Origin of the sequence: Pelodictyon phaeoclathratiforme BU-1 (genome assembly GCF_000020645.1) — a bacterium.
Classification (GTDB): Bacteria; Bacteroidota; Chlorobiia; order Chlorobiales; family Chlorobiaceae; genus Chlorobium; species Chlorobium phaeoclathratiforme.
In genome coordinates, this window is the sequence record NC_011060.1 from 692,578 (window position 1) to 713,907 (window position 21,330).

Genomic DNA, 21,330 nt, shown 5'->3' on the forward strand with positions numbered 1-21,330 from the left:
CTAAAATTTATAGGTCAACGAGCTTTGGGCGCGGATTGCATCGCCTTCAGCCACTCCCTTGTATTCGGTTTTCCAATCAGAGAGCTGAAGCCCAAGTATCAAATTCGGCGTTATTTTATTGATGACATTGGCAAAGATGCTCTGATTCCGTGATCGGGCACCGAGAGCCAGATCGTTATCATTGGGATTGTCCACCCCTGCTCCAATGCTGAAAGAGGTTGATGGGCTGGAAGTGTACCTGAGTGCGGCCCATCCGCCACACGAACGGATCTCTTTAAGCGTACTGGTATTGACGCCCTGGCTTATTCCACCCCAGTAGTCGTCGAGGTTTGAACCGGTAAAATACTCTCCCGCCAGCGTCATTTTTTTGCTTAATGGCATGGAGAGTTCCAGGTTGCATGACCATGAGTCAACTGTTTTGTGACTGCCACTGTTATTGGCGTCCCACTCTTCCTCTCCGTAATGGCCCGAAAGGGCAATAGTTGCAGGCTGACTTTCCACCAGGAGCGGTAGGGAAAGAGCAATGCGTCCCTGAATGGTTGGCATCGTGGCATCCTTGCCTGTATCCGTTGCAATCACACCCGGTGTCGTGTTTTTGTCTCCGATCGTTCTCGATGCAGCCACAGCCAGTTCCATGCGGCTTTTTTCTCCGGTTGCAACTCCTTTGGTGAGACGCAACTGTGGGTGGCGGGAACCAATATTTCCTGCGCTCCACATCAGGGCAGGATCATCCACAAAAGGGATCAGTGAAGAGACAAGATCCCAGCTCTGGCCTGCAAGAATGCTGAAATCGGAGGCAGGCCAGTATGCCTTCATATAACCATGACGCAGGCGAGGGGCCTGGTTGTTTTCGCTTGAAAGGCCAGTGAGAAAATCAAACTCAATATTGCCGGTCAATTTTATGCTCTCCGTATCAGGGCCGCTGAGGTTCATGCCGATTCTTGTCGCACCCGCCGTAAGGTTCCATTCACGATCATTGCTGCTTCCGTACTGAGGCCAGGCCCACAGGGCGATATTGCCGGGATAGATTTGGCCACTATCAAACGAGCCATCCAAACGGGCAAAACCGTAGAGCTGCAGGTTGACACCCGAGCTGGTTGAGACGGTTGCCGGAGCTGGGGGGTCAGCTTTTTTTACGGGTGCTGATGGTGTTTCTGCAGTTCCTGCGGCAGCAGGCCTGGTTTGCAGCAGTGCTTTCAGTTCGGCAAGCTCCTTCTCAAGACGCGTGATGCGCACGTCAACACTTTCGGTGCTTTCAGCGGCAAAAGAGGGTGCAGCAGTGCAGAGTGAGCCTGCAAGCAGCAGGGTGTAACGGAATTTTCCCCTTGCATTCATGGATATTCTCCGAAGGATGGTTTGGTTAAGGGAGCTGACTGGAATTTGATACAACCACGAATATAGGCAGACGGGGGAGAATTTCTTTGCGGTTTGATTGTGTGTTGGCTGTGTTGCCTCACCGGGATCTCAGAAGCTCCAGAAATCGCGGTCGAGATTGCGGTACTGAATGCCCTGGATGAGATGTTTCATGGCAATATGCTGGCAGCCGTCCAGGTCGGCGATGGTGCGGCTCACTTTCAGGATACGGTCGTGAGCCCTTGCTGAAAGGTTCATGCGGTTCATTGCATCCATCAGCTTTTGCGAACTCTCCCGGTCGAGCTGGCACCAGGTTTTGATCTGCCGGGAGTTCATCTGGGCATTGGTAAAGATTTTCGGCGCTGTTGTGGTGGCAAACCTCTCTTGCTGTATCTTCCGGGCTGCGATGACCCTCTGGCGTATGGTCATTGAGCTTTCAGCGCTCGATGCCGCGAAAAGGTCACTGTTTTCAACTTTTGGTACGTCGATGTGTATATCAATGCGGTCAAGCAGCGGGCCGGATATTTTTGAAAGATAGCGCTGAATCTGCTGGGGCGGGGCAGTCAGATTGCCGTCCGGGTCTTTCAGGGCCCCTGCAGGGCTCGGGTTCATGGCGGCGATCAGCATGAAGCCTGCCGGATATCGGGTAGTAACAGAGATCCTTGATACCGTCACCTCCCGCTCTTCAAGCGGCTGGCGGAGCACTTCAAGGGCGTTGCGGCTGAATTCCGGCAGTTCGTCGAGAAAGAGGATGCCGTTGTGGGCAAGGCTCACCTCTCCCGGTTTGGCCGTTGAACCACCGCCGATCAGGGCGATATTGCTCGTTGTATGGTGCGGACTGCGGAAAGGGCGCGTCACCATGAGTGGCCGCTCTTTTTCAAGCAGACTGGCCACTGAATAGATTTTTGTTGTTTCGAGCGCCTCTTCAAAACCAAGGGGTGGCAGAATTCCCGGCAACCCTTTTGCCAGCATGGTTTTGCCGCTGCCGGGAGGTCCGATCATGATGACGTTGTGGCCCCCTGCGGCTGCAATTTCAAGCGCTTTTTTTGCCGCTCCCTGTCCCTTGATGTCAGCAAAATCAACCAGATATTCCTGCTCACCCTCAAAAAGCTCCGCGATATTGACCGTCACCGGAGTGAATACCCTCTTCCCATTTAAAAGGGCAACGGTCTCATTCAAGCTTTCAACGCCGTAGACCTCAATGGCCGACTTTGCAGCCGAGACCGCCACCGCAGCCTCCGCCGCGTTTTCCATTGGCACGATCAGCCGCTTTATTCCCTCCTTTCCTGCCATGATGGCCACAGGAAGAGCGCCGTTGATTCTCCTGAGCGAGCCATCAAGCGCCAGCTCACCCATAATGAGCGTCTCCTCAAACCGGTTACCAATCAGCTCAAGCGAACCAAGAAGACCGATGGCCACAGGAAGATCAAAAGCCGTTCCCACCTTTTTGATATCGGCAGGAGCCAGATTGACCGTGATCTTTTTTGGCGGAATGGTAAATCCCGAATTTCTGATTGCCGTCAGGATTCTCTCCCGGCTCTCCCTGACCGCATTATCCGGCAATCCCACAACCGTAAAGGAGGGAATGCCGCCTGCAACGTTGGCTTCAACCGTAACCTTGATGGCGTCAATGCCAATCAGCGCAGCCGCATTCAGTGTTGAAAGCATGGCGGAGTGGATGAGAGGATTTCAGTATTTATGCGTAAAATATGCAAATATTTGAAAGTTTCTCAATCAATGAGCTTGCTTCTTGTCTGCTGTGGAACCGGGTTGAAATTGTAAAATGCGGCAATACGTATATAGGGTGGTGTTTTTTTATCTCCTTTTATAGTAATATGTTATAATGTTATCGGCTGTCGCTGGAGTGTGTTCGTCAGAGCTCTTGAGCGTCAGGAATATCAGATAATGAGAAGCGGAGTGTGTACATTACAGGATGATAATTTGTGTTTATAACCACTGTGACACCGTCATGCTGAAGACGACGTTGATAGTAATCCCTGAATAATTATCTATGTCCAATACAAGAATTGACCAAATTACCTTTACAAGGTTTATCGCTGCAATTGCCGTGGTTGTTTTTCATTTTGGACTCAATACCACTCCCTTTAATAATGAACTGATCTCTTTTTTGTTCAAAGAGGCAAACGTTGGTGTGAGTTATTTTTTTCTTCTGTCAGGTTTTGTGATGGTTGTTGCTTACATCGACAAACCGGAACTTAATCTTTTTGGCTATTATAAAGCCCGATTCTTTCGAATTTATCCCGTATACTTCATAGCCCTTCTTTTAGTGTTTCTCTATTTCGTGGAGAAAAACCGGACAATAGATACTATCGGACTTGGCATGAACCTCCTGGTTATCCAGGCATGGTTTCCCGGCAAAGCATTGACGCTGAACTTTCCAGGCTGGTCATTGGCCGTCGAGTTCTTTTTTTATGCAATTTATCCCTTTTTGTTTAACGCTCTCTATAAAAAGAGGGATATCAAGTCACTTGCCCTGCCAATTCTCCTCTTCTGGATTATCAGCCAATATGCCCTCTACGCAATCGTTTCATCAAGTTTTTATCAGGGCTATCCATCAAAAAGTTATGAGTTTGCCTACTATTTTCCCTTTATGCATCTCAACCAGTTTTTAATAGGTAATCTTGCAGCTCTTTTTTTTCGTAAATACAAAAAAAAGTCAGGGAATTATGATATAGCCGTGATAGTGGTTTTTGTATTGATTGTTGCTGCTCTGAAATATCCTTTGGGATTGATTTATCATAATGGACTCCTTGCCTTGCTTTTTATACCGTTTATTCTCTTGCTTTCATTCAATCAGGGGGTGATTTCCTCACTCTTCAGAAAGAAGTTTTTTTGTTATCTGGGAGATATCAGCTACAGTATTTATATCTTGCAGGTGCCGGTTTATATGTGGATAGATGAGTTGTTCAAATATTTTCGAATCAATGATGCGCTCATGCAGTTTTATTTCTCTCTTGTCATGCTCATTCTCTTTTCGGCACTAACCTTTTCCTTCATCGATGTACCATTAAGAGAAAAAATCAAGAGGGGGAGCATAAAAAATAACCAGAGATAGTATTTTTCTGAGCAAGCCATCAAGCGCGAGCTTTCCCTGACGGCATTGTTCGTCAATTTCACAATCGTAAACGAGGGAATGCCGCTTGCAACGTTGGCTTCAACCGTAACCTTCATGTCGTTTCCCTGATAGCATGGGGGCTCTTTTTTTAAAACAGTAAGCCAATTCATCAGGCGTGAGGAAAGCTTTCGTTGAAGGCATTGTGGAATTATCCGGTTGGAAGAGGAACTCTGCAATTATTCTGCTGGCAACATTAAAGTAACAGGTCACATTGAAAACACATCATAAAATTGTTCATGGCGACAGCCGAGAGATGAACCTCCTGCCCGGCAGGTCAGTGCACCTCGTTGTCACCTCTCCACCCTACTGGCAGCTCAAGGACTACGGAACGGATAACCAGATCGGCTTTCACGAGAGTTACGAGAGCTACATTAACAACCTGAACCTTGTCTGGAACGAATGTGAGAGGGTGCTGCACCCCGGTTGCCGTCTCTGCATCAACATCGGCGACCAGTTTGCCCGCTCGGTCTACTATGGCCGCTACAAGGTCATTCCCATCCGGACGGAGATTATCAAGTTCTGCGAGACCATCGGCTTCGACTACATGGGCGCGGTGATCTGGCAGAAGGTCACCACAACCAACACCACCGGTGGCGCATCAATCATGGGGAGCTTTCCCTATCCACGGAACGGCATTCTCAAGATTGATTATGAGTTCATTCTCATCTTCAAAAAACAGGGCGATGCTCCAAAGCCCACCAAAGAGCAGAAAGAGCGTTCAGCCATGACCACCGAGGAGTGGAACACCTACTTCTCAGGCCACTGGAACTTTGCCGGAGCAAAACAGGAGGGTCACCTTGCCATGTTCCCCGAAGAGCTTCCGCACCGGCTCATCAAAATGTTCGCTTTCCGTGGTGATACGGTGCTTGATCCCTTCATGGGCAGCGGCACAACTTCACTTGCCGCAAAGAATCTTGAACGAAACTCGGTTGGGTACGAAATCAATCCGGAATTTATCGAGATTGCCCGGCAGAAGCTGAACACAAAGCAACCTGACTTTATGGGCACGGAATACGAGTTTCTGCATGATACCGTTAAGGGTGATTTTGCCGCAGCCATTGAGCAGTTGCCTTATCAGTTCAGAGATCCCCACAAGCTCGACAAGAAAACTGACCCCCGAAAGCTTACCTTTGGTTCCAGGATTGAGAAGGAGAGCCAGGCAGAGCGCGAAGAGTTCTTCACGGTCAAGGAGATACTCAGCCCCGAAAAAGTAAGGTTATCCAACGGTTTGACGATAAAATTGATCGGGATCAAAAGCGAACCCTTCTCGCACGATAAAGCGATTGGCTATCTGAACGAAAAAATCAAGGGAAAGCGTATCTTCCTGAAGTATGATAAATTGAAGTACGACAATGAAAACGTCCTGCTTTGCTACCTCTATCTGGAGAACAAGACCTTTGTCAATGCGCATCTGATCAAAAGCGGGTTGGTCGGGATTGACTGTAGCTATGAGTACAAGCAACAAGTGAAGTTTCTGAATATGGGTGAGCTTGTTCAGGGTTGAAGGGCGTGACAAGTTCAAAATGTTAGCGCTACTTGTTCATTCTATCAGTCCGATTGCCGAGCAGAGTCAGCATCTTGCACAACGGAGCGAGCATGGACGAAACCTCTGGCGTTTGTTGGCTTCGGTTCCGATGACCCGGATTTAGCCCGACGAACTGGAGTCAGAAGAAAAAATGCTTGAGCGCACTGTTTTTTTATTTATCTATTCTGAACGGTAAAATAATCCTGCTGGTTTTCGGCATTCCAAATGCTGTGAAATCGGCTATCAGTTTCATTCAGAGAGCAGATCACGAAGCGTGCACATCAATCATAATAAAGGCACAGAACTTCCAGTCGTCATAAGTGATGAGCAAGTGTATCATGATCGACTGGCAGGGAGATTAAACGATAAGCTGTCGCTTCGGGTTATTGATCTTTTTGCCGGTGCAGGTGGTTTGTCTGCCGGGTTTTCCCACTTCTTTGGCCATCACTTCACGCCAGTTTGGGCGAATGACTTTAACTCTTGTGCGGCAGAGAGCTATAATGCCAATTTTGGGCATCATTGCAGGGTTGGAGACATTGTTGATATTCTTGATAACCCCACAACAATCATCCCCAAAGCTGATGTCGTTATTGGAGGCCCTCCTTGCCAGGGATTCAGCCTTTTAAATAAAAACAAGGAGGGAGACGCACGGAAGCAGCTTTGGATACCGTTCATGGATGTTGTCAGGCTTTCCGGTGCTGACGTTTTCGTTATGGAGAATGTTCCCGAGCTGTTAAGTAGCCTGGAATGCAGGGAAATCTACGCTATGGCGAACGCAATGGGCTTTAAGCTGGTCAGTGCCAAACTCTGCGCAGCCGATTACGGTGTACCACAAATTCGGTGGCGTGCGTTTATTGTCGGGTGCAAATTTGCAGATCCCCAGGCAGTGTTCCCTCCCAAAAAGACACACTTTCCGCATAAGGGGTACCGGCAGAGATTTGTTGAAAGCTCAATTCCATACATCGCTGATGCTCAGCCATTTCGAACGGTTAAAGATGCCATAGGCGACCTGCCAGCGCCACAAGGCACAATTGTTCGTCCGGAAGCGCCACCATTAGACCTACATTTCGGTCGTACACCGACAGCAAAAAGTTTGGAACGATACCGCTCAATACCCGAAGAGGGGATGAACCGCGTTGATCTCAAGAGAATAGCACCAGAGCTGACGCCGGATTGCTGGATGCGGAAGAAGAGCGGAGGCACGGATCTTTTCGGGAGGTTATGGTGGAACAAGCCATCAGTAACCATTCGCACGGAGTTTTATAAGCCGGAAAAGGGGCGATACTTGCATCCCGTGCAGGACAGGCCGATTACACACCGGGAGGCTGCCCGCTTTCAGTCATTTCCGGATGAATTCAAATTTACTGGATCGAAAGTGGAAATCGCAAAGCAGATTGGTAACGCCGTTCCCTGCCAGCTTGCAGCCCGAGTAGCAGATTGTGTTTATGCCCTGCTTTTGTCAAAACAGGAAACAATTTCATCACACCACTCAAGAGAGCCCGTTTCAGGTGAAGCAGAAGGGCTCTACAAAAAAATAAAAGCTCAGGAAGCACGTTCGCCTCAAGGGCTTTTTGTGTAGAGTGAGCAGTTGGTTGAACGGATCAAAATCGGCAGCACTTTTTTCAGCGGGTATTACAGAACTTTTTATGGCAAAACGAAGAACGCTCAACGACCCTGAAAGTTTGCGTCAACAACTTGTCGCGTTGCTGATAAACTTTGAACATGAGTTGCGGGATGGCGACTTGCGCTCAAAAGTATTGGCGTTGTTGCCAGCTCACAATCAGTTGCGGGATATGGGCAGCTCTCTTATCCCGAAAGAGGATGCCTCAGCAGCACGAGATCGTATCCTGTATTATTTTTGCAACTATCCCCGTGTCGTTATAAAAGGGGAAGAGTTGATGATTGTTGCAGGGATAAGTGAGTGGGCAAGACGTCTGAGGGAGTTACGGGTTGAGTTTGGCTGGAAAATCATCAGTGGCGGTACGGCCAAAGAGATGGCCAAAGAAGGTGAATTCATCCTCCCCGGTATTGATGCCTCCAGGTTAGGGCCCGACGACTATATTCTTGCAGACGAGCATCAGGATCGTGACGATGCTTTTCGCTGGAACCTGGCCAACGAAATTCGGCGTAAGAATACAAGTGTTCGAGATCGCATCCTCGAATATTTGTTGCGCAATGTTGGCAAAGCAATAAACGCCGAAGAGTTACGTTATGTTGCTGGAAATAAGACTGAATGGGCGCGGCGTGTACGAGAATTGCGAACCGAGTTTGGGTGGCAGGTGATGACCAAAACCACTGGAATGCCAGATATCCCTGTCGGCTCTTACATTCTCGCCAGCGCCAGACAGGCTCCGGAACATGACAGGGTGATTCCTGATGCTATACGTCGTGAAGTGCTCCAGCGTGATGATTACAGGTGTCAGCAATGCGGATGGCATCAAGAGATGTGGAACCAGTCAGATCCCCGACATCTTGAAGCGCATCATATCAAACAGCATGTTGAGGGAGGAGAAAACACAAAAGAGAATCTTGTTACCCTGTGCAACATCTGTCATGACAAGGAACATACCAGATAATAACAGCTAAATTCATCTTCAGTTACCCGAGGCTTATCGTTTAATATCGTCAGTACTACATCTCCCATAGCTCGGCGTCATGCTGGCCATGGTATTAAGGAAACCAGACGAGTAATCAGATCTGCGACTTCTGGTGCTATGTTGTTGCGATTCAGTGTAGATGGCTTCATGTGCAAGTTCTCTGTATGATGGGTTGCTTTTTGAAGACAAAATAAACGGTATTACGGTATACACCAAGCCCCTAACATGGGCGACAAATCTTCAGCGTAGAGCAGATCTCTCCGATACTGATATTCATGTTCTTGCTCATTTTCTGGGCCATCTACACTTTCAGGTCATCCTTTGAAATTTTCGGTCTCACTGATTTTCTTCCTCTTGACCTTGCTGCCGTCTGGCCTGCCTGCCAGTTCCTGATGAGTGGGATCGGCTGTTCAATGTCGATTTTTTTATCAGGGTGGGGGAGCAATTTGTTGGGCTCCAGATCAAGCCGATCACGTTTGGAGGCGGAACGGTACAGCTTCCTGAAATTTTCAAGGAGAAATCCATACAGGAAAAAACGCACCGACAGTTTGCCGAGAAATTCGGTGGTAAGGTGTTCTACATTTACTCGTACAAAAGTGGGGAGAAAAAGGAGATATACAACAAGGATGTTGTTGATGAGATCAAGGCTGAAATCAAGAGGCTTGGTCAGTGTCAGTTGTTATAAATCAGTTATCCTCTATTCCTGCAGTTATTTCGCTTGCTGAACACGGTACAGGCGTCCCGCACTGTTATGATTAGTCTTTAAGCAATCTGTCAGTGAGCATTGTCATGAAATCCCGACGAGTCGATACGAACATGTGGACATAAACATCCCGCACTCCAATCTCATAGATGACTCTGGTTTGTCCAACCAGCCTTTCGCGAATTCCTTGCAACCCAAGTTTAACCGCTTCTTCTGGAACAAAACCAGCATAAGGGAACTCGCCGATATCTTTCAGAATCTCTTTGTACTGTTGATCTGAAGAGTCCCGTACAGCCTTGCCAAACTTGCGGTTAACGTATTTTCGAATTTCACGATAATCATCTTTCGCGCAATCAGGAATAAATACAGAGTGCGCCACTATCCCTCCTCCTTCTCCATATCAGCAAAAAAATCCTCAACACTTTGAAAATTCCCCTCGGAAATATCTTTTTTGCCAAGGTTGATAAGCTTCAGAAAAGCCATGGTTTCAATCTGTTCTTCGTAAGTACGGATGTCCATGACGACAATCTTCGCTTCCCCATTCTGCGTGACAATCAGCGGGCTCCGGTTTTCTTCAAAGTCCCTTACAATTTCGGCAGCATGTGACTTAAGGTATGATATCGGGCGTACCCTTTCTGATAGTTTCATTGTTTCTCCTGTTCATAAATATTGTGCCTCAAGACCGAATATAGGCTAAATTCAGATTCTCTCCTATCCGGATAGCAATGATACTCGAATGCAGCGCCTTCTGAAGGAAGCGCTTTGTTTTGTCCTATGTGATTTGTGGGAAGCAAAAGGCGAAGGTAAAGATCATCTACATACCTGCCATCGAAAGATGCATCAAGGAGCTGAAAAAAGGATAGCCTCCAGCTTGGTAGATTATTCTCTCTGCCAAGTTGGAGATCGGCACTCCCGGAAGCACCCAGGTTATCCCGTAGTTCTCAACCCTCCCGATATAGCGTTGATGGTCAGGAAAAGTTCGTGCAGGATGCTCTCCGCCTCTTCCGCTCGGTCACTCTCCTTGAGTTTGCGCCACTCTTTGAGGAGCTTGATCTGTTGCCGGTGCAGTATTTCCAGTCCTTCACGACGGGGGGCGATGAATTTGTTGACATTCATGCGCTGGATTTCAAGAGGCTCGGCGAAGAGCAGCTCGATGTATTTTTTTGTCCGGTGGTATTCGGCCTCAATCATGCCGAGGATGTGCTCCCGGATGGTGCTGTCGCCAACCAGTTCGGCGTACTGGTGCATGATCTGCAAGTCGGCTGATGCCATACTCGTGTCGGCATTGCTGATGATATAGCGGAGCGGCGGCCAGGCGTGGCTGCGAACGCGGATTTCATCGAAGGTATCCGGGTTTGTGGTGTGCAAATGCTCAAGTGCAGAGCCTACGCCATACCATCCCGAGAGGGAAAATCGGGCCTGGTTCCAACTGAAGACCCAGGGAATGGCCCGCAGGTCTTTGAGGCTTGTCTGGCCGCTTCGTCTGGAGGGGCGTGATCCTATTCTTGATGATTCAATAATATCAATAGGGGTTGCTTCACGGAAAAAGGCAAGAAAACCTTCAGCCTCGATCAGTTTTCGGTAGGCCTGGTTGCTTTTTTCGGAGAGCATATCCATGACCGCTTCGAGCGGGTGTGCTCTTTTTTCGTTTTTTCGCTGCCTGATCATGGCGCTGGCAACTCCGGCCATGAAGAGTTCGAGATTATAGACAGCGCTGATGCGGTTGGCATATTTCTGCGCAATGGTCTCACCCTGTTCGGTAAAGCAGATGCCGGCATGGAATGAGCCGTGGGGTTGCGCCTTGATAAAGCGGTGTGTCGGGCCTGCGCCCCGGCTGATGCTGCCGCCTCGACCATGAAAAAACAGAATATCGGTATTGCTTTTTTCGGCGGCTTCAAGCAGTGCTTCCTGGGCCCGGTAGAGCGCCCATGTGCTTGCAAAAATCCCTCCATCTTTGTTGCTGTCGCTGTATCCGATCATCACCTTTTGAACCGCTTTTGTTTTTCCGGCTTTTGTTTTCTGGTATTGAAGACTCCGTTGTGTCACAGGGTGATGAAGGAATTCCTGGAGTATCGCCGGGCTTTTTTGAAGATCTTCAATGGTTTCAAAGAGCGGGACAACGGGGAGGATGCAGGCATCTCCATCTCCGAATGGGGTCATCAGTCCAACTTCGCGGGCAAAGAGATAGATGACAAGCAGGTCAGAGGCATTTCGGGTCATGCTGACAATGAGGGAGCCGATTCCGTCGGTGCCGTACATTTTACAGTGGTTGAGCAAGACCTTGTAGCAGGCAAGCAGGGTTTCGGCTTCAGCACCGACGCTCATGTCGGGATGGGTAAAGGGACGGGGTGACTGGAGTTCCCGGTCAAGGAAGGCTCTTCTTGCTGGCTCATCCCATTCCAGAAAATCGTTGCCGTTCAGGCCCGAGGCTGTCATGAGCTGGGAGAGTGCAAGATCGTGAAAGTGGCTGTTCTGACGGATATCAAGTTTGCCAAGATGGAAGCCGAAGGTCTGCACAATCCGGTAGACCGGTACGACCTCCGTGTCGGCGATGTGCTGCGCTCCGACGTCGAGCAGTGACTGACGCAGCAGCGAAAGATCTTCAAGGAGCTCATCCGAACTGCCATATCGATCTGATTCAACGGCGATATGCAGGGCTCCCGATCTGTCAGCTTCAAGCGGAAGTGAGGCAATCATCAGGTTGAGGAACTGGCGCCATGGCTCGTGGCGGTTTCGCTGCATGGCCGCAATACTTTTATCACCCAGTTTTTGACAGAGCGTTTCGATGCGAAGGAGAAGCTCTTTGCCCGGTGGCTGGAGTCTTTCGCTGAAACTTAATTTTGATGCGAGTTGCCTGAGATGGCGCAGAACAAGTGCCAAAGCGTTCTGGCGCATATCGCCAAGGGTCTCTTCGGTCACTTCGGCAGTGACGAGCGGATGGCCATCACGGTCGCCTCCTACCCAACTGCCGAAGCTGAGGCGGGGGAGGTTGCGCGGATCAGAAAGGCTGGCTGTATGAAATCCGGTATCCCGCCATGCCTGCAGGAGGCGTTTGTCGAGCATCGGCAAGACTTCAGGAAAGATATTGTGGAGGTAGTGAATAACATTCCGTCTCTCATCCGATACCTCGGGCTTTTCGAAAAGGATCTCTCCGGTTCTCCAAAGCCGTTCTATGACCACCTTGATCTCATTGCGGATGTCGAGTTTTTCCAGTGGTGTCCACATCTGGTTTTCCCGCTGTACCAGAAGCAGGTAGAGCTGACGGTGCTGTTCAAGAACGGTTTTTCGTTTTGCTTCGGTTGGATGTGCGGTCAGAACGGCGTCGATGGAGACCTCCGGCAGCAGGTTACCGATCTCCTTTTCTGTGATTCCACGCTCTCTGAAGCGCAGCAGGGTTCTCCCCCAGAGCCCGGTGAGGTGCGCCAACCCCTGTTCAGCTTCGAGCATGCGTCGGTTCTGGGCCGCCGAGTTCTCTTCAGCCATATTGAGAAGTTGAAAAAAAATGGAAAACGCCTGAAGGGCGCGTTCACTGTTGGGATAGCGTTCAAGAGGGATACTCCTGTTTTCCGAGGGAAGGTGCTCTGCAAGTTCATCTTCTCCAAGGTCGCGCAGTACCTCCTGAAAACAGAGGAGGAGAAAAAGAAAGTCGCGTTCCGCTTTTTCGAAATCGATGACACTGCTGGTTGTGGTGATCATAAGACAACGATAATTCTTTTTGTGAAACAGCTTTCTTCAGTATTCGAAAAAATCACCTGAGTTACAAATGAGGTACCTGTTTTTTGAAGGGAGCATTTTTCCCGTCAGTGATCTGCTTTTTTGGTTACTCAGAAGATTACTGTTGCTGATCGCAAGCTTTTTACGCTTTCTGTTTGTCGTCTTTACTATTTATGCTTATCTTGACCTATAATTTTCTGGGTAAGCCACTAACACCTAACTCATTACCAGTTATGGACAACAAATCAAATGGTAAGCTTGTTGCTTTAGCCGCAGGCGGGGCTGTCTTAATGGGGGCTTTGTTTTTCGGGTTGTCATTTTTAACCGGGTATACGTTACCGGCAGCAAATCTTTCCGAGGCGCTGACTCCGTTAAGTTCCTTTGCAGGGTGGTTTTTGCTGATTTTCTGTTCCTCGCTTATCATCATGGGACTTGGCAAGATGTCGGCGAGAATCAGTTCAAAGTGGTTTTTAAGTTTTCCTCTCAGTATCATTGCCATTGTTGCGGTGATGTTTGCTTCGCTCTGGTTTCGTCCGTCAGGTATCCTGATGTCTACCACGGGCCGTACCGTTACGCTTGATGGCAAGTATATCCGTTCCGTTGATGAGTTGACAGCCTATCTCTCAAAGCCTGTCTTGTCGGCAAACGTTCCTGTTGCTCCTGCCGGTTTCGACTTCGATGCGGCAAAGGCTCTCTGGAATGATAAGTGTAATGCCTGTCACACGCAGGAGTCCACAATGGATGTCTTCAGAACCAAGTACAAGAAGACTGGTAAGATTGATATCATTGTCAAACGTATGCAGGCTTATCCGACATCGAAAATGACGGATGAGGATTCCAGAATCATTATGATGTATATGAACGAAAAGCTCTGAGAGCAACCGCGTTTCTTTTCTCTTTATAAAAAAGCCTCAGAGTGCTGCTCTGGGGCTTTTTTATGATGCGCCTTTTCAGAGTGTTTGACTGTAGTTGACGCTCACGGTTTCGGTTATTCCGCCTCTTGCTCTCCATTCGGTTATCACGCTGAGCGATCTTGGCTGAAGCAGGGTAACAAGATCGTCAAGGATCCTGTTGGTGATATTTTCGTAGAAAATGCCTGCGTTGCGGAACTCAAGAAAATAGTATTTCAGCGATTTCAGTTCAATGCAGCTTTTATCGGGCACGTAGCGGATGGTAATGGTTCCGAAATCAGGAAGTCCGGTTTTGGGGCAGACGGAGGTAAATTCCGCATTGACGATTTCAATGGTGTAGTCTCTGTCGGGGAAGCTGTTATCGAAGAGTTCAAGAAGATCTTTTTTCATTCGGTTATTGTTTTTTTTGGGATTTATTTTTCAGGTTGTGTTCGCTGCAAGCGCTCATTTCGCTGCAAAATAAAAATCCGGGGCGATTTTTCGGTAAGTTGAAGTTTGCTTTTTTGTTTTTTCTCGAAGTAAATAGCATTGCAATTATGGGAATATCCAGAGATGGCGAGGGTTTGGAACTGCAACGGCTCTACGATACGTTGGCAGCGGAGTATGATCTTGCTGAAACCAGCTATATCTTTGGTGAGCAGCCATTCCGTTTTCTGAGTGTTCTCGACAGTTATGCACTTCTTGACCGGATTTCACCTGAAGAGTTTGTCAAGGATGAGCAGATGCCTTATTGGGCGGAAATATGGCCATCAGCAATAACACTCTCCTCATTTATTGCCGATGAGCTTCCGCTTGAAGGATTGCGCGTGATTGAAATCGGAGCCGGTGTCGGTATGGCTTCGGTTGTTGCAGCCTGGAAAGGCGCCAGTGTTCTGGCTACAGACTACTCGCTTGAAGCGCTTCGGTTTGTCCGTTATAATGCCTTGAAAAACAGGGTGAAGCTTGAAAGTGAGAGGCTCGACTGGAGGCTTGTGCAGTGCAGTGAGCGCTTTGATCTTCTTTTTGCTGCCGACGTGCTTTATGAGCGGGTGAACCTGCTTCCCATTGTCACGGCGATTGATAAACTGCTTAAACCCGATGGCGTTGCTTATCTTGCCGATCCGCGAAGAAGGCTCGCTGAGCAGTTTCTTGAGCTGGCTGCTGAAAATAATTTCCTGATAACCCCATTTCAGAGGAAGTACAGTGGAGGCTCAAAAACAGTTGCGGTGAATATTTATAAAATGCAACGGCAATCAACCGATAGATGATACACATGGAGGAGAAGTTTTCTGTTTGCTGGCGCTATCATGCTGGCCAGGGAGCGCTTGTCTGGCAACTTATGTTTACTCCGGCAGGTGACCTTGTCGGGCAAAAGCGCTTTTCCGGCAGTCGGCAGGCGCTCTTTTTCTGTATTGATACGCTGAGCGGGATGGTTATCCGCGATGACTATCTCTTTTTTGAGCATCACCACTCCTCTTCTGCTATAGAAGGGGGGCTTACACTCCTCGAAACAACGATCGGGAATCTTGTTTACTGCTCTGCCGGTCAACTGAACAGTCCGGAGCATCAGGGTATATGGGCCATTGATTTCAGGAGTGGGATGGTGGTGTGGTCGCGTCCTGATCTTGTTTTTGTCGCCAATCTTGAAGATGAGTTTCTTGTCTATCACGCTTCAGTGTTTGCGGGCTTTCCCGAGCGTCATTTTAGGCTCATTGACCCGTTTACCGGTGTCGATATCCGTCTGCCTGGAGCTGATGGCCTTGAGGTTAATGCCCTCAGGGGAAAGGCTGTGCAGGAAGAGGTGCGTCAGCAGGTCACCTTGCCGGAGTTTGTGATGGATGGTATGACGGCAGAGCGTAACGCATTGCAGAGAGCTGGTATCGCCGAAACAACCCGTTGCGAATGTATTGTTCAAGGTGCGTTGACTGTTGCCGCGTTGCATGAACCGGCCAGGTTGCCTGCTTTATGGAACTCTTCTCTGCGGGTCTGGAAAAATGATGCTCTTGTCTATGCCGACACACTGGAAGAGGGTGTCGAAAAACCAGGCTTGAACAACTTTTTGATCAGGAGTGATAAATTGTACTATCTCAAGGGAAGAGAGGAATTGCTTTGTGTAGCTCTCTCATGAAGGACTCATCATTCACCCCCTCATCCACCCTGTTTCGGGGATCAACGCTACCGGTCGCTGACTTTCTTGAAAAGCTGAGCACGCTAAAAAATTTGTCGCCCAACACGGTTATTGCCTACAGAACCGATCTGTTCCAGTTTTTTTCCTTTCTTGCACAGCATCTTGGGCTTGCCGATTTGAGCCTTTTTGATCCGGAGCAGGTAACGACGGTTGAGGTGCGGCTTTTTATGGCGGCATTGATTGAACGTGGCGTTCGGCAGCGATCCATTGCAAGAAAACTTGCTTCAGTTAAAAGCTTTTATCGCTATCTGCAGGAGAGTGGACATATCAGGAACTCTCTTTTTTCTGCTCTTGCCACGCCTCAGTATCCGAAGCGTGTTCCCGGTTTTTTAACAGAGCAGCAGACAGAAAAGTTTTTTAACGAGCTTCTTCCGCAGAGTGCGCAAGGATTTCGCAAGCCTGAAAAAAATGAACTTGATGAATCTTTTATTTGCGAACGTGATCGCAGTATTCTTGAGTTGCTCTATTCGAGTGGGCTCCGAATTTCGGAATTGATTGGATTAAAGGTTGGAGAGCTTGATCTTGAGAGAGGATATGTCAAATTGACCGGAAAGGGGAGGAAGCAGAGAATTGTCCCTGTTGGGCAGCAGGCTGTTGATGCGCTTAAAAAATATTTTGAAGTCCGGAGAAACTTCTTTAGAATGAAGAGGACGGGGGATGCGGGCGAGTTGCTCCACGTCTTTGTAACCAAGAGTGGCAAAAAGCTTTATCCTATGCTTGTGCAGAGATTGACCAGGAAGTACCTCACGTCGGTTACTGACCAGAAAAAGAAAAATCCACATCTCTTGCGTCACACGTTTGCCACTCATTTGCTCAATAGCGGGGCAGATCTCAATAGTGTCAGTGACATGCTTGGACACAGCAATCTGTCAACAACTGAAATCTACACGCATGTTACCTTTGAGCGCCTGAAGGAGGTTTACCGGAAGGCGCATCCCAACGCATAAACTTGGGCTTCGGATAGTGTATTAGCCGAAGTCGTGTTCCTTCGTGATGTTCATCTTATTATCAAAAGGAGTTTATTATGACAAAAGCTGTTGTTACGGATCCGGTTACTGTTACTGTTACCCTTCGTCATTCAAATAATCACAACGATATAGAAGAGTATGCCCGCAATGCCGTGCAGGCTCTTACGAGAATTTATCCGGGTATCATCAGTTGTCATATTATTCTGGACCATCAGAAAAATGATTTTGAAAAGAACAAGCTTGCTGAGATAACGGTGCATGTGCCGCAGAATGTCCTGGTTGCAAAAGAGGCCTGTACCGCCTATGAACTTGCTATCGACACTTGTGTCGATGCCTTGAGTCGTCAGCTTCTGAAGTACAAGGAAAAAATGCAATAACAGCGAGGCTCCCAGAAGGGTGCGGGGTAGCCTTAAAGAAAAGCTTCGCACTCTTCACTTGAGTTTACTAACCCTTCTATTGTCAGAAGAGATGAATTTGGATCAAAAAGGATTAAAAAAGCGATCCATTACGGTCGCCTATTTTTTTAATACCATCGGTAAAAAAAACGATATCAAATTTCGGCGTCTGAACGAAGTTGACGAACAGAAGCGGCGGATTTTTGAGCGTGATCTTCATCGGCCGGGGCTTGCTCTGGCGGGTTTTACCAATCTGTTTACCTACAAAAGGGTGCAGATTTTAGGGAATACGGAGACAAGGTTTTTAAATCATCTTGAGGAGGAGGAGAGGAATCGGGTCTTTGCCAACCTTGTGCGATTCAAAATGCCATGCATTATTCTGACCAGTAATAACAAACTGCCCCAGAATCTTCTTGATATGGCAACCAATGCCGATATTCCTGTCTACGTCACCCGATGCTCCTCTACGAAAACCATCTATATTGTGACGGGTTTTCTTGATGACCAGTTTTCGCTTTATCAGCAGTATCATGGTTCAATGGTTGATGTTTATGGCGTCGGGGTGCTGTTGACCGGCAAGAGTGGTCTCGGAAAATCAGAGATTGCGCTTGATCTTGTTGAACGGGGTCATGGTCTTGTGGCCGATGATGTTGTTGTTATTCACCGCAAAGGGGAGTCGATGGTGCTCAATGCCAAACGAAACAATATCATTGACCATTTTATGGAGATCCGTGGTCTTGGTGTTGTTGATGTGAGGGCGAACTTCGGTATCCGGGCAATTCGTGATGTCAAGGAGGTGCAGGTAGTTGTTGAACTGCTCGAATGGAACAAGGAGATCGTCTATGAACGTCTTGGTCTGGACATTAAATCAAGAAAGATTCTCGGCGTTGATGTTCCGCTGGTTGAGTTACCCATATTTCCAGGGAAAAACATTACCGTTATTATCGAGGTGGTTGCACTCAATTTCCTGTTGAAACGGTATTCAAATTATGTTGCAGCCGAAGCGCTGACCGACAGGATAAACGATGTGATCAACCGTGAGAAGGGAGAGGAGGATAGTTATGAGTAAACAAGGTACAAAGAGGATTTTCGCGACCTGCAGGCTTGGATGCGGCCTGTTGCTTGCTGCGTTTGTGCTTTTTCTCTCTTCCTGCAACCGCCACAACGGAAGTTCCGGTGAGGCTGGAACAAGAGGTGGGGCAATGGATTCCACACTTGTTATTGCCATGCTTGGTGATGCCGATTATCTTAACCCCGTGCTTGGCAGCACCGTTACTTCAGGCAATATTATTGGACTTATCTATCCATCTCTCTTGCAGAGTGAGTTTGACACCTCGACCGGGCTTTTGAACTATATGGCTCTTGAAAAAAAACTGCGGGAAGTAATGCCCGGTCAGGGGAAAAAAACACCGAAAGGGGCCATTGCAAAGAGCTGGCAGATGTCGGCGGATCAGAAATCCATTACCTACATTCTCAGAAATGATGCTTTCTGGAATGACGGCAAGCCTGTTGTTTCAGGGGATTTCAAGTTTTCCTACCAGTTGTATGGCAATCCGGTGATCGCCAGCGCCCGTCAGCAGTACCTGGCTGAGTTGGTTGGTGCCGACAAGGGAAAGGTTGATTTCGACAAAGCCATTGAGACTCCTGACGATACCACCCTTGTCTTCAGGTTTTACAAGCCTGTTCCGGAACATCTGGCACTTTACCATACATCATTGACGCCCCTTCCGGCTCATCAGTGGAAAAATGTCAAGCCTGACGAATTCCGTCACTCACCGCTTAATCTCGAACCGCTTGGGGCAGGCCCCTATAAACTGAAGAGCTGGAAGCAGCAGCAGGAAATTGTACTCGCATCAAGCCGGAGCTCGAATCTCCCGAAACCCGGAACCATTCCGCTGATTACCTTCAGGGTTGTGCCCGATTATACGGTCAGGCTGGCGCAGCTTCAGACCGGTGCGGTGGATGTTGTTGAAAATATCAAACCGGAAGATTTTACGGCTCTTCTGAAGGCCAATAGGCAGATTGATGTCAAAACGATTGGTCTGAGGGTCTATGATTATGTTGGCTGGTCAAATATCGACCAGAATGAGTATCACAAAAGTGGCAGGGTCATGCCTCACCCCCTGTTCGGTTCGGCGCGTGTTCGGCTTGCCCTGACGCAAGCCATTGACCGCGAAGCGATCATTGACGGCTATCTCAAGCAATATGGGGTAATTTGTAACACCGATATTTCACCATCACTGAAATGGGCCTATAATGAACGGGTTGCGCCGCATGCCTTCGATCCTGCACGTGCTTCAGCCCTGCTGAAGGCTGAGGGCTGGACGCCTGGGCCGGATGGTATTTTGCAGAAACAGGGCAGAAGGTTCAGTTTCGTGCTCTATACCAATGCCGGTAATGCGAGAAGGAACTATGCAAGTGTTATTATTCAGCAGAATCTGCGCTCAATCGGTATCGACTGCAAGCTTGAGGTTCAGGAATCCAATGTCTTTTTTGAAAGTCTCCAGGAGAGAAAGCTTGATGCATGGATGGCTGGATGGTCCATTGGTCTGGAGATTGATCCTCTTGATGTCTGGGGTTCCGATCTTAACAAGAGCCGTTTTAATTTTACCGGTTACCGCAATCCGAGGATAGACGAGCTCTGTGAGCTTGCCAAGCAGAAGATGGAACCCACGGGGGCAAGAGCGTACTGGCTTGAATATCAGGAGATTATACATCGTGATCAGCCGATCACCTTTCTCTACTGGATCAAGGAGACGCAGGGCTTCAGCAAGAGGATTGAGGGGGAAGAGCTCAATATTTCAGGTGCTTTTTATAATATTGACGACTGGAGGCTGCGTCCTTCAGCCAATGTTGCACTATAGGGTCTTATGCTGATTTATATTCTTAAGCGGCTTTTGATTGCCATACCGCTCATTTTTGGGGTACTGACCCTGACCTTCTTTATCATTCGGCTTGCGCCTGGTGATCCTGCTGCCTTTTTCATTCAGCCGGGGATCAGTCCGAACGTTGCCGAACAGATCAGGGCACAGTATGGTCTCAACGATCCCGTGCCGGTACAGTATGTCAAATGGCTTGCCAACGTTCTGCAGGGTGATTTCGGGCGCAGTTTCAGCCGTGCCCAGCAGCCGGTTTTTGATGTTATTGCCGATGCGTTACCGATAACCGTGACCATTGCGGGTTTGACCCTTATTGCAAATTTTACCTTCGGTATCCTTATCGGGATTATCTCTGCAGTGCGCCAGAACAGCTTTCTCGATCGTTTTCTGACCGTGACGGCCCTCTTTTTTTATTCGATGCCGGAGTTCTGGTTTGCCTTGATGATGATTATTCTTTTTGCCCTGAAGTTTCCCTTTTTTCCAGCGTCGGGTCTGAACGAAATTGGTGCGGAGGGGTACGGCCCGGTTGGTTTTGTGCTCGACCGGTTATGGCATCTTGTGCTTCCGGTTACGGTGCTCAGCATCAATGGGGCTGCCGGTATTGCCCGTTATGTCAGGGGTAGTATGCTTGAAGTTATCCGGCAGGACTATATCCGCACCGCAAGGGCCAAAGGGTTACCGGAGAAGGTTGTTATTTTCAAGCATGCCCTTCGCAATGCCCTTCTGCCGGTGATTACTCTTGTAGGGAGTTCGCTCCCCTTTATTTTCAGCGGAGCCTTGTTTATTGAGGTTATCTTTGCTTTTCCGGGTATGGGTCGCGTTACGGTAGAGGCAATTTTTGCAAGGGATTATCCACTCATTATCGCCAATACCTTTATTTCCGGTTCTCTGATTGTACTGGGTAATCTGATTGCCGATGTCTTGTATGCCGTTGCAGACCCACGGATAAAGCTTTGAGGGCATTGATTCCTATGACCGTTCA

General features: G+C 48.4%; 19 protein-coding genes. 13 read left to right on the top strand and 6 right to left on the bottom strand.

What is annotated here, in order from left to right; translation table 11 throughout:
- Entirely contained in the window at positions 1–1,335 is a 1,335-nt protein-coding gene (locus PPHA_RS03320; RefSeq protein ID WP_012507465.1) for a hypothetical protein, read from the bottom strand.
- Between the two features lie 129 nt (positions 1,336–1,464).
- Positions 1,465–3,021 (bottom strand): YifB family Mg chelatase-like AAA ATPase, encoded by a 1,557-nt coding sequence (locus tag PPHA_RS03325; protein WP_012507466.1) that lies wholly within the window; start codon positions 3,019–3,021, stop codon positions 1,465–1,467.
- A 343-nt stretch (positions 3,022–3,364) separates the two neighbouring features.
- Between PPHA_RS03325 and PPHA_RS14980 the strand changes: the two genes are divergently transcribed.
- The 5 genes from PPHA_RS14980 (at position 3,365) to PPHA_RS03350 (ending at position 9,296) form a co-directional block, all read left to right on the top strand.
- A complete protein-coding gene (locus PPHA_RS14980; protein ID WP_012507467.1) occupies positions 3,365–4,429 on the top strand; it encodes an acyltransferase family protein in 1,065 nt (354 codons plus the stop codon).
- A gap of 313 nt (positions 4,430–4,742) precedes the next feature.
- Positions 4,743–5,993: a DNA-methyltransferase gene (locus PPHA_RS03335; protein WP_012507468.1), complete on the top strand. Its 1,251-nt coding sequence runs from the start codon at positions 4,743–4,745 to the stop codon at positions 5,991–5,993.
- A 295-nt stretch (positions 5,994–6,288) separates the two neighbouring features.
- The gene (locus tag PPHA_RS03340; protein WP_012507469.1) at positions 6,289–7,593 is read left to right on the top strand and encodes a DNA cytosine methyltransferase; all 1,305 of its coding nucleotides are present in this window, start codon (positions 6,289–6,291) and stop codon (positions 7,591–7,593) included.
- Positions 7,594–7,660: 67 nt separating this feature from the next.
- Entirely contained in the window at positions 7,661–8,590 is a 930-nt protein-coding gene (locus tag PPHA_RS03345) for an HNH endonuclease (protein WP_012507470.1), read from the top strand.
- A 454-nt stretch (positions 8,591–9,044) separates the two neighbouring features.
- Positions 9,045–9,296 carry a hypothetical protein gene (locus PPHA_RS03350; protein WP_397233534.1) on the top strand — a complete coding sequence of 84 codons (252 nt, stop codon included), beginning with the start codon at positions 9,045–9,047 and terminating at the stop codon, positions 9,294–9,296.
- Positions 9,297–9,366: 70 nt separating this feature from the next.
- On the opposite strand, the gene PPHA_RS03355 is transcribed toward PPHA_RS03350, so the two are convergent.
- The 3 genes from PPHA_RS03355 to PPHA_RS03365 form a co-directional block, all read right to left on the bottom strand.
- The gene (locus PPHA_RS03355) at positions 9,367–9,693 is read right to left on the bottom strand and encodes a type II toxin-antitoxin system RelE/ParE family toxin (protein ID WP_012507471.1); all 327 of its coding nucleotides are present in this window, start codon (positions 9,691–9,693) and stop codon (positions 9,367–9,369) included.
- Entirely contained in the window at positions 9,693–9,962 is a 270-nt protein-coding gene (locus PPHA_RS03360; RefSeq protein ID WP_012507472.1) for a type II toxin-antitoxin system Phd/YefM family antitoxin, read from the bottom strand. Before PPHA_RS03360 ends, PPHA_RS03355 begins: the two co-directional genes overlap by 1 nt.
- Positions 9,963–10,241: 279 nt before the next feature.
- The gene (locus PPHA_RS03365; RefSeq protein ID WP_012507473.1) at positions 10,242–13,010 is read right to left on the bottom strand and encodes a phosphoenolpyruvate carboxylase; all 2,769 of its coding nucleotides are present in this window, start codon (positions 13,008–13,010) and stop codon (positions 10,242–10,244) included.
- A gap of 251 nt (positions 13,011–13,261) precedes the next feature.
- Between PPHA_RS03365 and PPHA_RS03370 the strand changes: the two genes are divergently transcribed.
- Positions 13,262–13,903 (top strand): photosystem P840 reaction-center cytochrome c-551, encoded by a 642-nt coding sequence (locus PPHA_RS03370; protein WP_012507474.1) that lies wholly within the window; start codon positions 13,262–13,264, stop codon positions 13,901–13,903.
- Between the two features lie 75 nt (positions 13,904–13,978).
- Here PPHA_RS03370 and queF read toward each other — a convergent pair whose 3' ends face one another.
- A complete protein-coding gene (gene queF, locus PPHA_RS03375; RefSeq protein ID WP_012507475.1) occupies positions 13,979–14,329 on the bottom strand; it encodes a preQ(1) synthase in 351 nt (116 codons plus the stop codon).
- Between the two features lie 146 nt (positions 14,330–14,475).
- Here queF and PPHA_RS03380 point away from each other — a divergent pair, with 146 nt between their 5' ends.
- From PPHA_RS03380 to PPHA_RS03410, 7 genes are all read left to right on the top strand, one after another.
- Positions 14,476–15,186, top strand: coding sequence for a class I SAM-dependent methyltransferase (locus PPHA_RS03380; protein WP_012507476.1), 711 nt, complete (start codon positions 14,476–14,478; stop codon positions 15,184–15,186).
- On the top strand, positions 15,183–16,046 hold the full coding sequence (locus tag PPHA_RS03385; RefSeq protein WP_012507477.1) for a hypothetical protein: 864 nt from the start codon (positions 15,183–15,185) through the stop codon (positions 16,044–16,046). The genes PPHA_RS03380 and PPHA_RS03385 overlap by 4 nt, the downstream gene beginning before the upstream one ends.
- Positions 16,043–17,053, top strand: a complete 1,011-nt coding sequence (locus PPHA_RS03390) for a tyrosine-type recombinase/integrase (RefSeq protein ID WP_012507478.1) — start codon at positions 16,043–16,045, stop codon at positions 17,051–17,053. Before PPHA_RS03385 ends, PPHA_RS03390 begins: the two co-directional genes overlap by 4 nt.
- A 77-nt stretch (positions 17,054–17,130) precedes the next feature.
- The gene (hpf, locus tag PPHA_RS03395; protein ID WP_012507479.1) at positions 17,131–17,451 is read left to right on the top strand and encodes a ribosome hibernation-promoting factor, HPF/YfiA family; all 321 of its coding nucleotides are present in this window, start codon (positions 17,131–17,133) and stop codon (positions 17,449–17,451) included.
- A gap of 91 nt (positions 17,452–17,542) precedes the next feature.
- The gene (gene hprK, locus PPHA_RS03400; RefSeq protein ID WP_012507480.1) at positions 17,543–18,538 is read left to right on the top strand and encodes an HPr(Ser) kinase/phosphatase; all 996 of its coding nucleotides are present in this window, start codon (positions 17,543–17,545) and stop codon (positions 18,536–18,538) included.
- Positions 18,531–20,333 carry a peptide-binding protein gene (locus PPHA_RS03405; RefSeq protein ID WP_012507481.1) on the top strand — a complete coding sequence of 601 codons (1,803 nt, stop codon included), beginning with the start codon at positions 18,531–18,533 and terminating at the stop codon, positions 20,331–20,333. The genes hprK and PPHA_RS03405 overlap by 8 nt, the downstream gene beginning before the upstream one ends.
- A 6-nt stretch (positions 20,334–20,339) precedes the next feature.
- Complete coding sequence (locus tag PPHA_RS03410) at positions 20,340–21,305, top strand: ABC transporter permease (protein WP_012507482.1); 966 nt, start codon at positions 20,340–20,342, stop codon at positions 21,303–21,305.
- Positions 21,306–21,330: the final 25 nt, after the last annotated feature.

Excerpts from the sequence above, each read along its gene's own strand:
- PPHA_RS03320 (WP_012507465.1), bottom strand. The coding sequence starts at position 1,335 with ATGAATGCAAGGGGAAAATTCCGTTACACCCTGCTGCTTGCAGGCTCA.
- PPHA_RS03325 (WP_012507466.1), bottom strand. The coding sequence starts at position 3,021 with ATGCTTTCAACACTGAATGCGGCTGCGCTGATTGGCATTGACGCCATC.
- PPHA_RS14980 (WP_012507467.1), top strand. The coding sequence starts at position 3,365 with ATGTCCAATACAAGAATTGACCAAATTACCTTTACAAGGTTTATCGCT.
- PPHA_RS03335 (WP_012507468.1), top strand. The coding sequence starts at position 4,743 with ATGAACCTCCTGCCCGGCAGGTCAGTGCACCTCGTTGTCACCTCTCCA.
- PPHA_RS03345 (WP_012507470.1), top strand. The coding sequence starts at position 7,661 with ATGGCAAAACGAAGAACGCTCAACGACCCTGAAAGTTTGCGTCAACAA.
- PPHA_RS03360 (WP_012507472.1), bottom strand. The coding sequence starts at position 9,962 with ATGAAACTATCAGAAAGGGTACGCCCGATATCATACCTTAAGTCACAT.
- PPHA_RS03365 (WP_012507473.1), bottom strand. The coding sequence starts at position 13,010 with ATGATCACCACAACCAGCAGTGTCATCGATTTCGAAAAAGCGGAACGC.
- PPHA_RS03370 (WP_012507474.1), top strand. The coding sequence starts at position 13,262 with ATGGACAACAAATCAAATGGTAAGCTTGTTGCTTTAGCCGCAGGCGGG.
- queF (WP_012507475.1), bottom strand. The coding sequence starts at position 14,329 with ATGAAAAAAGATCTTCTTGAACTCTTCGATAACAGCTTCCCCGACAGA.
- PPHA_RS03380 (WP_012507476.1), top strand. The coding sequence starts at position 14,476 with ATGGGAATATCCAGAGATGGCGAGGGTTTGGAACTGCAACGGCTCTAC.
- PPHA_RS03385 (WP_012507477.1), top strand. The coding sequence starts at position 15,183 with ATGATACACATGGAGGAGAAGTTTTCTGTTTGCTGGCGCTATCATGCT.
- PPHA_RS03390 (WP_012507478.1), top strand. The coding sequence starts at position 16,043 with ATGAAGGACTCATCATTCACCCCCTCATCCACCCTGTTTCGGGGATCA.
- hpf (WP_012507479.1), top strand. The coding sequence starts at position 17,131 with ATGACAAAAGCTGTTGTTACGGATCCGGTTACTGTTACTGTTACCCTT.
- hprK (WP_012507480.1), top strand. The coding sequence starts at position 17,543 with ATGAATTTGGATCAAAAAGGATTAAAAAAGCGATCCATTACGGTCGCC.
- PPHA_RS03405 (WP_012507481.1), top strand. The coding sequence starts at position 18,531 with ATGAGTAAACAAGGTACAAAGAGGATTTTCGCGACCTGCAGGCTTGGA.
- PPHA_RS03410 (WP_012507482.1), top strand. The coding sequence starts at position 20,340 with ATGCTGATTTATATTCTTAAGCGGCTTTTGATTGCCATACCGCTCATT.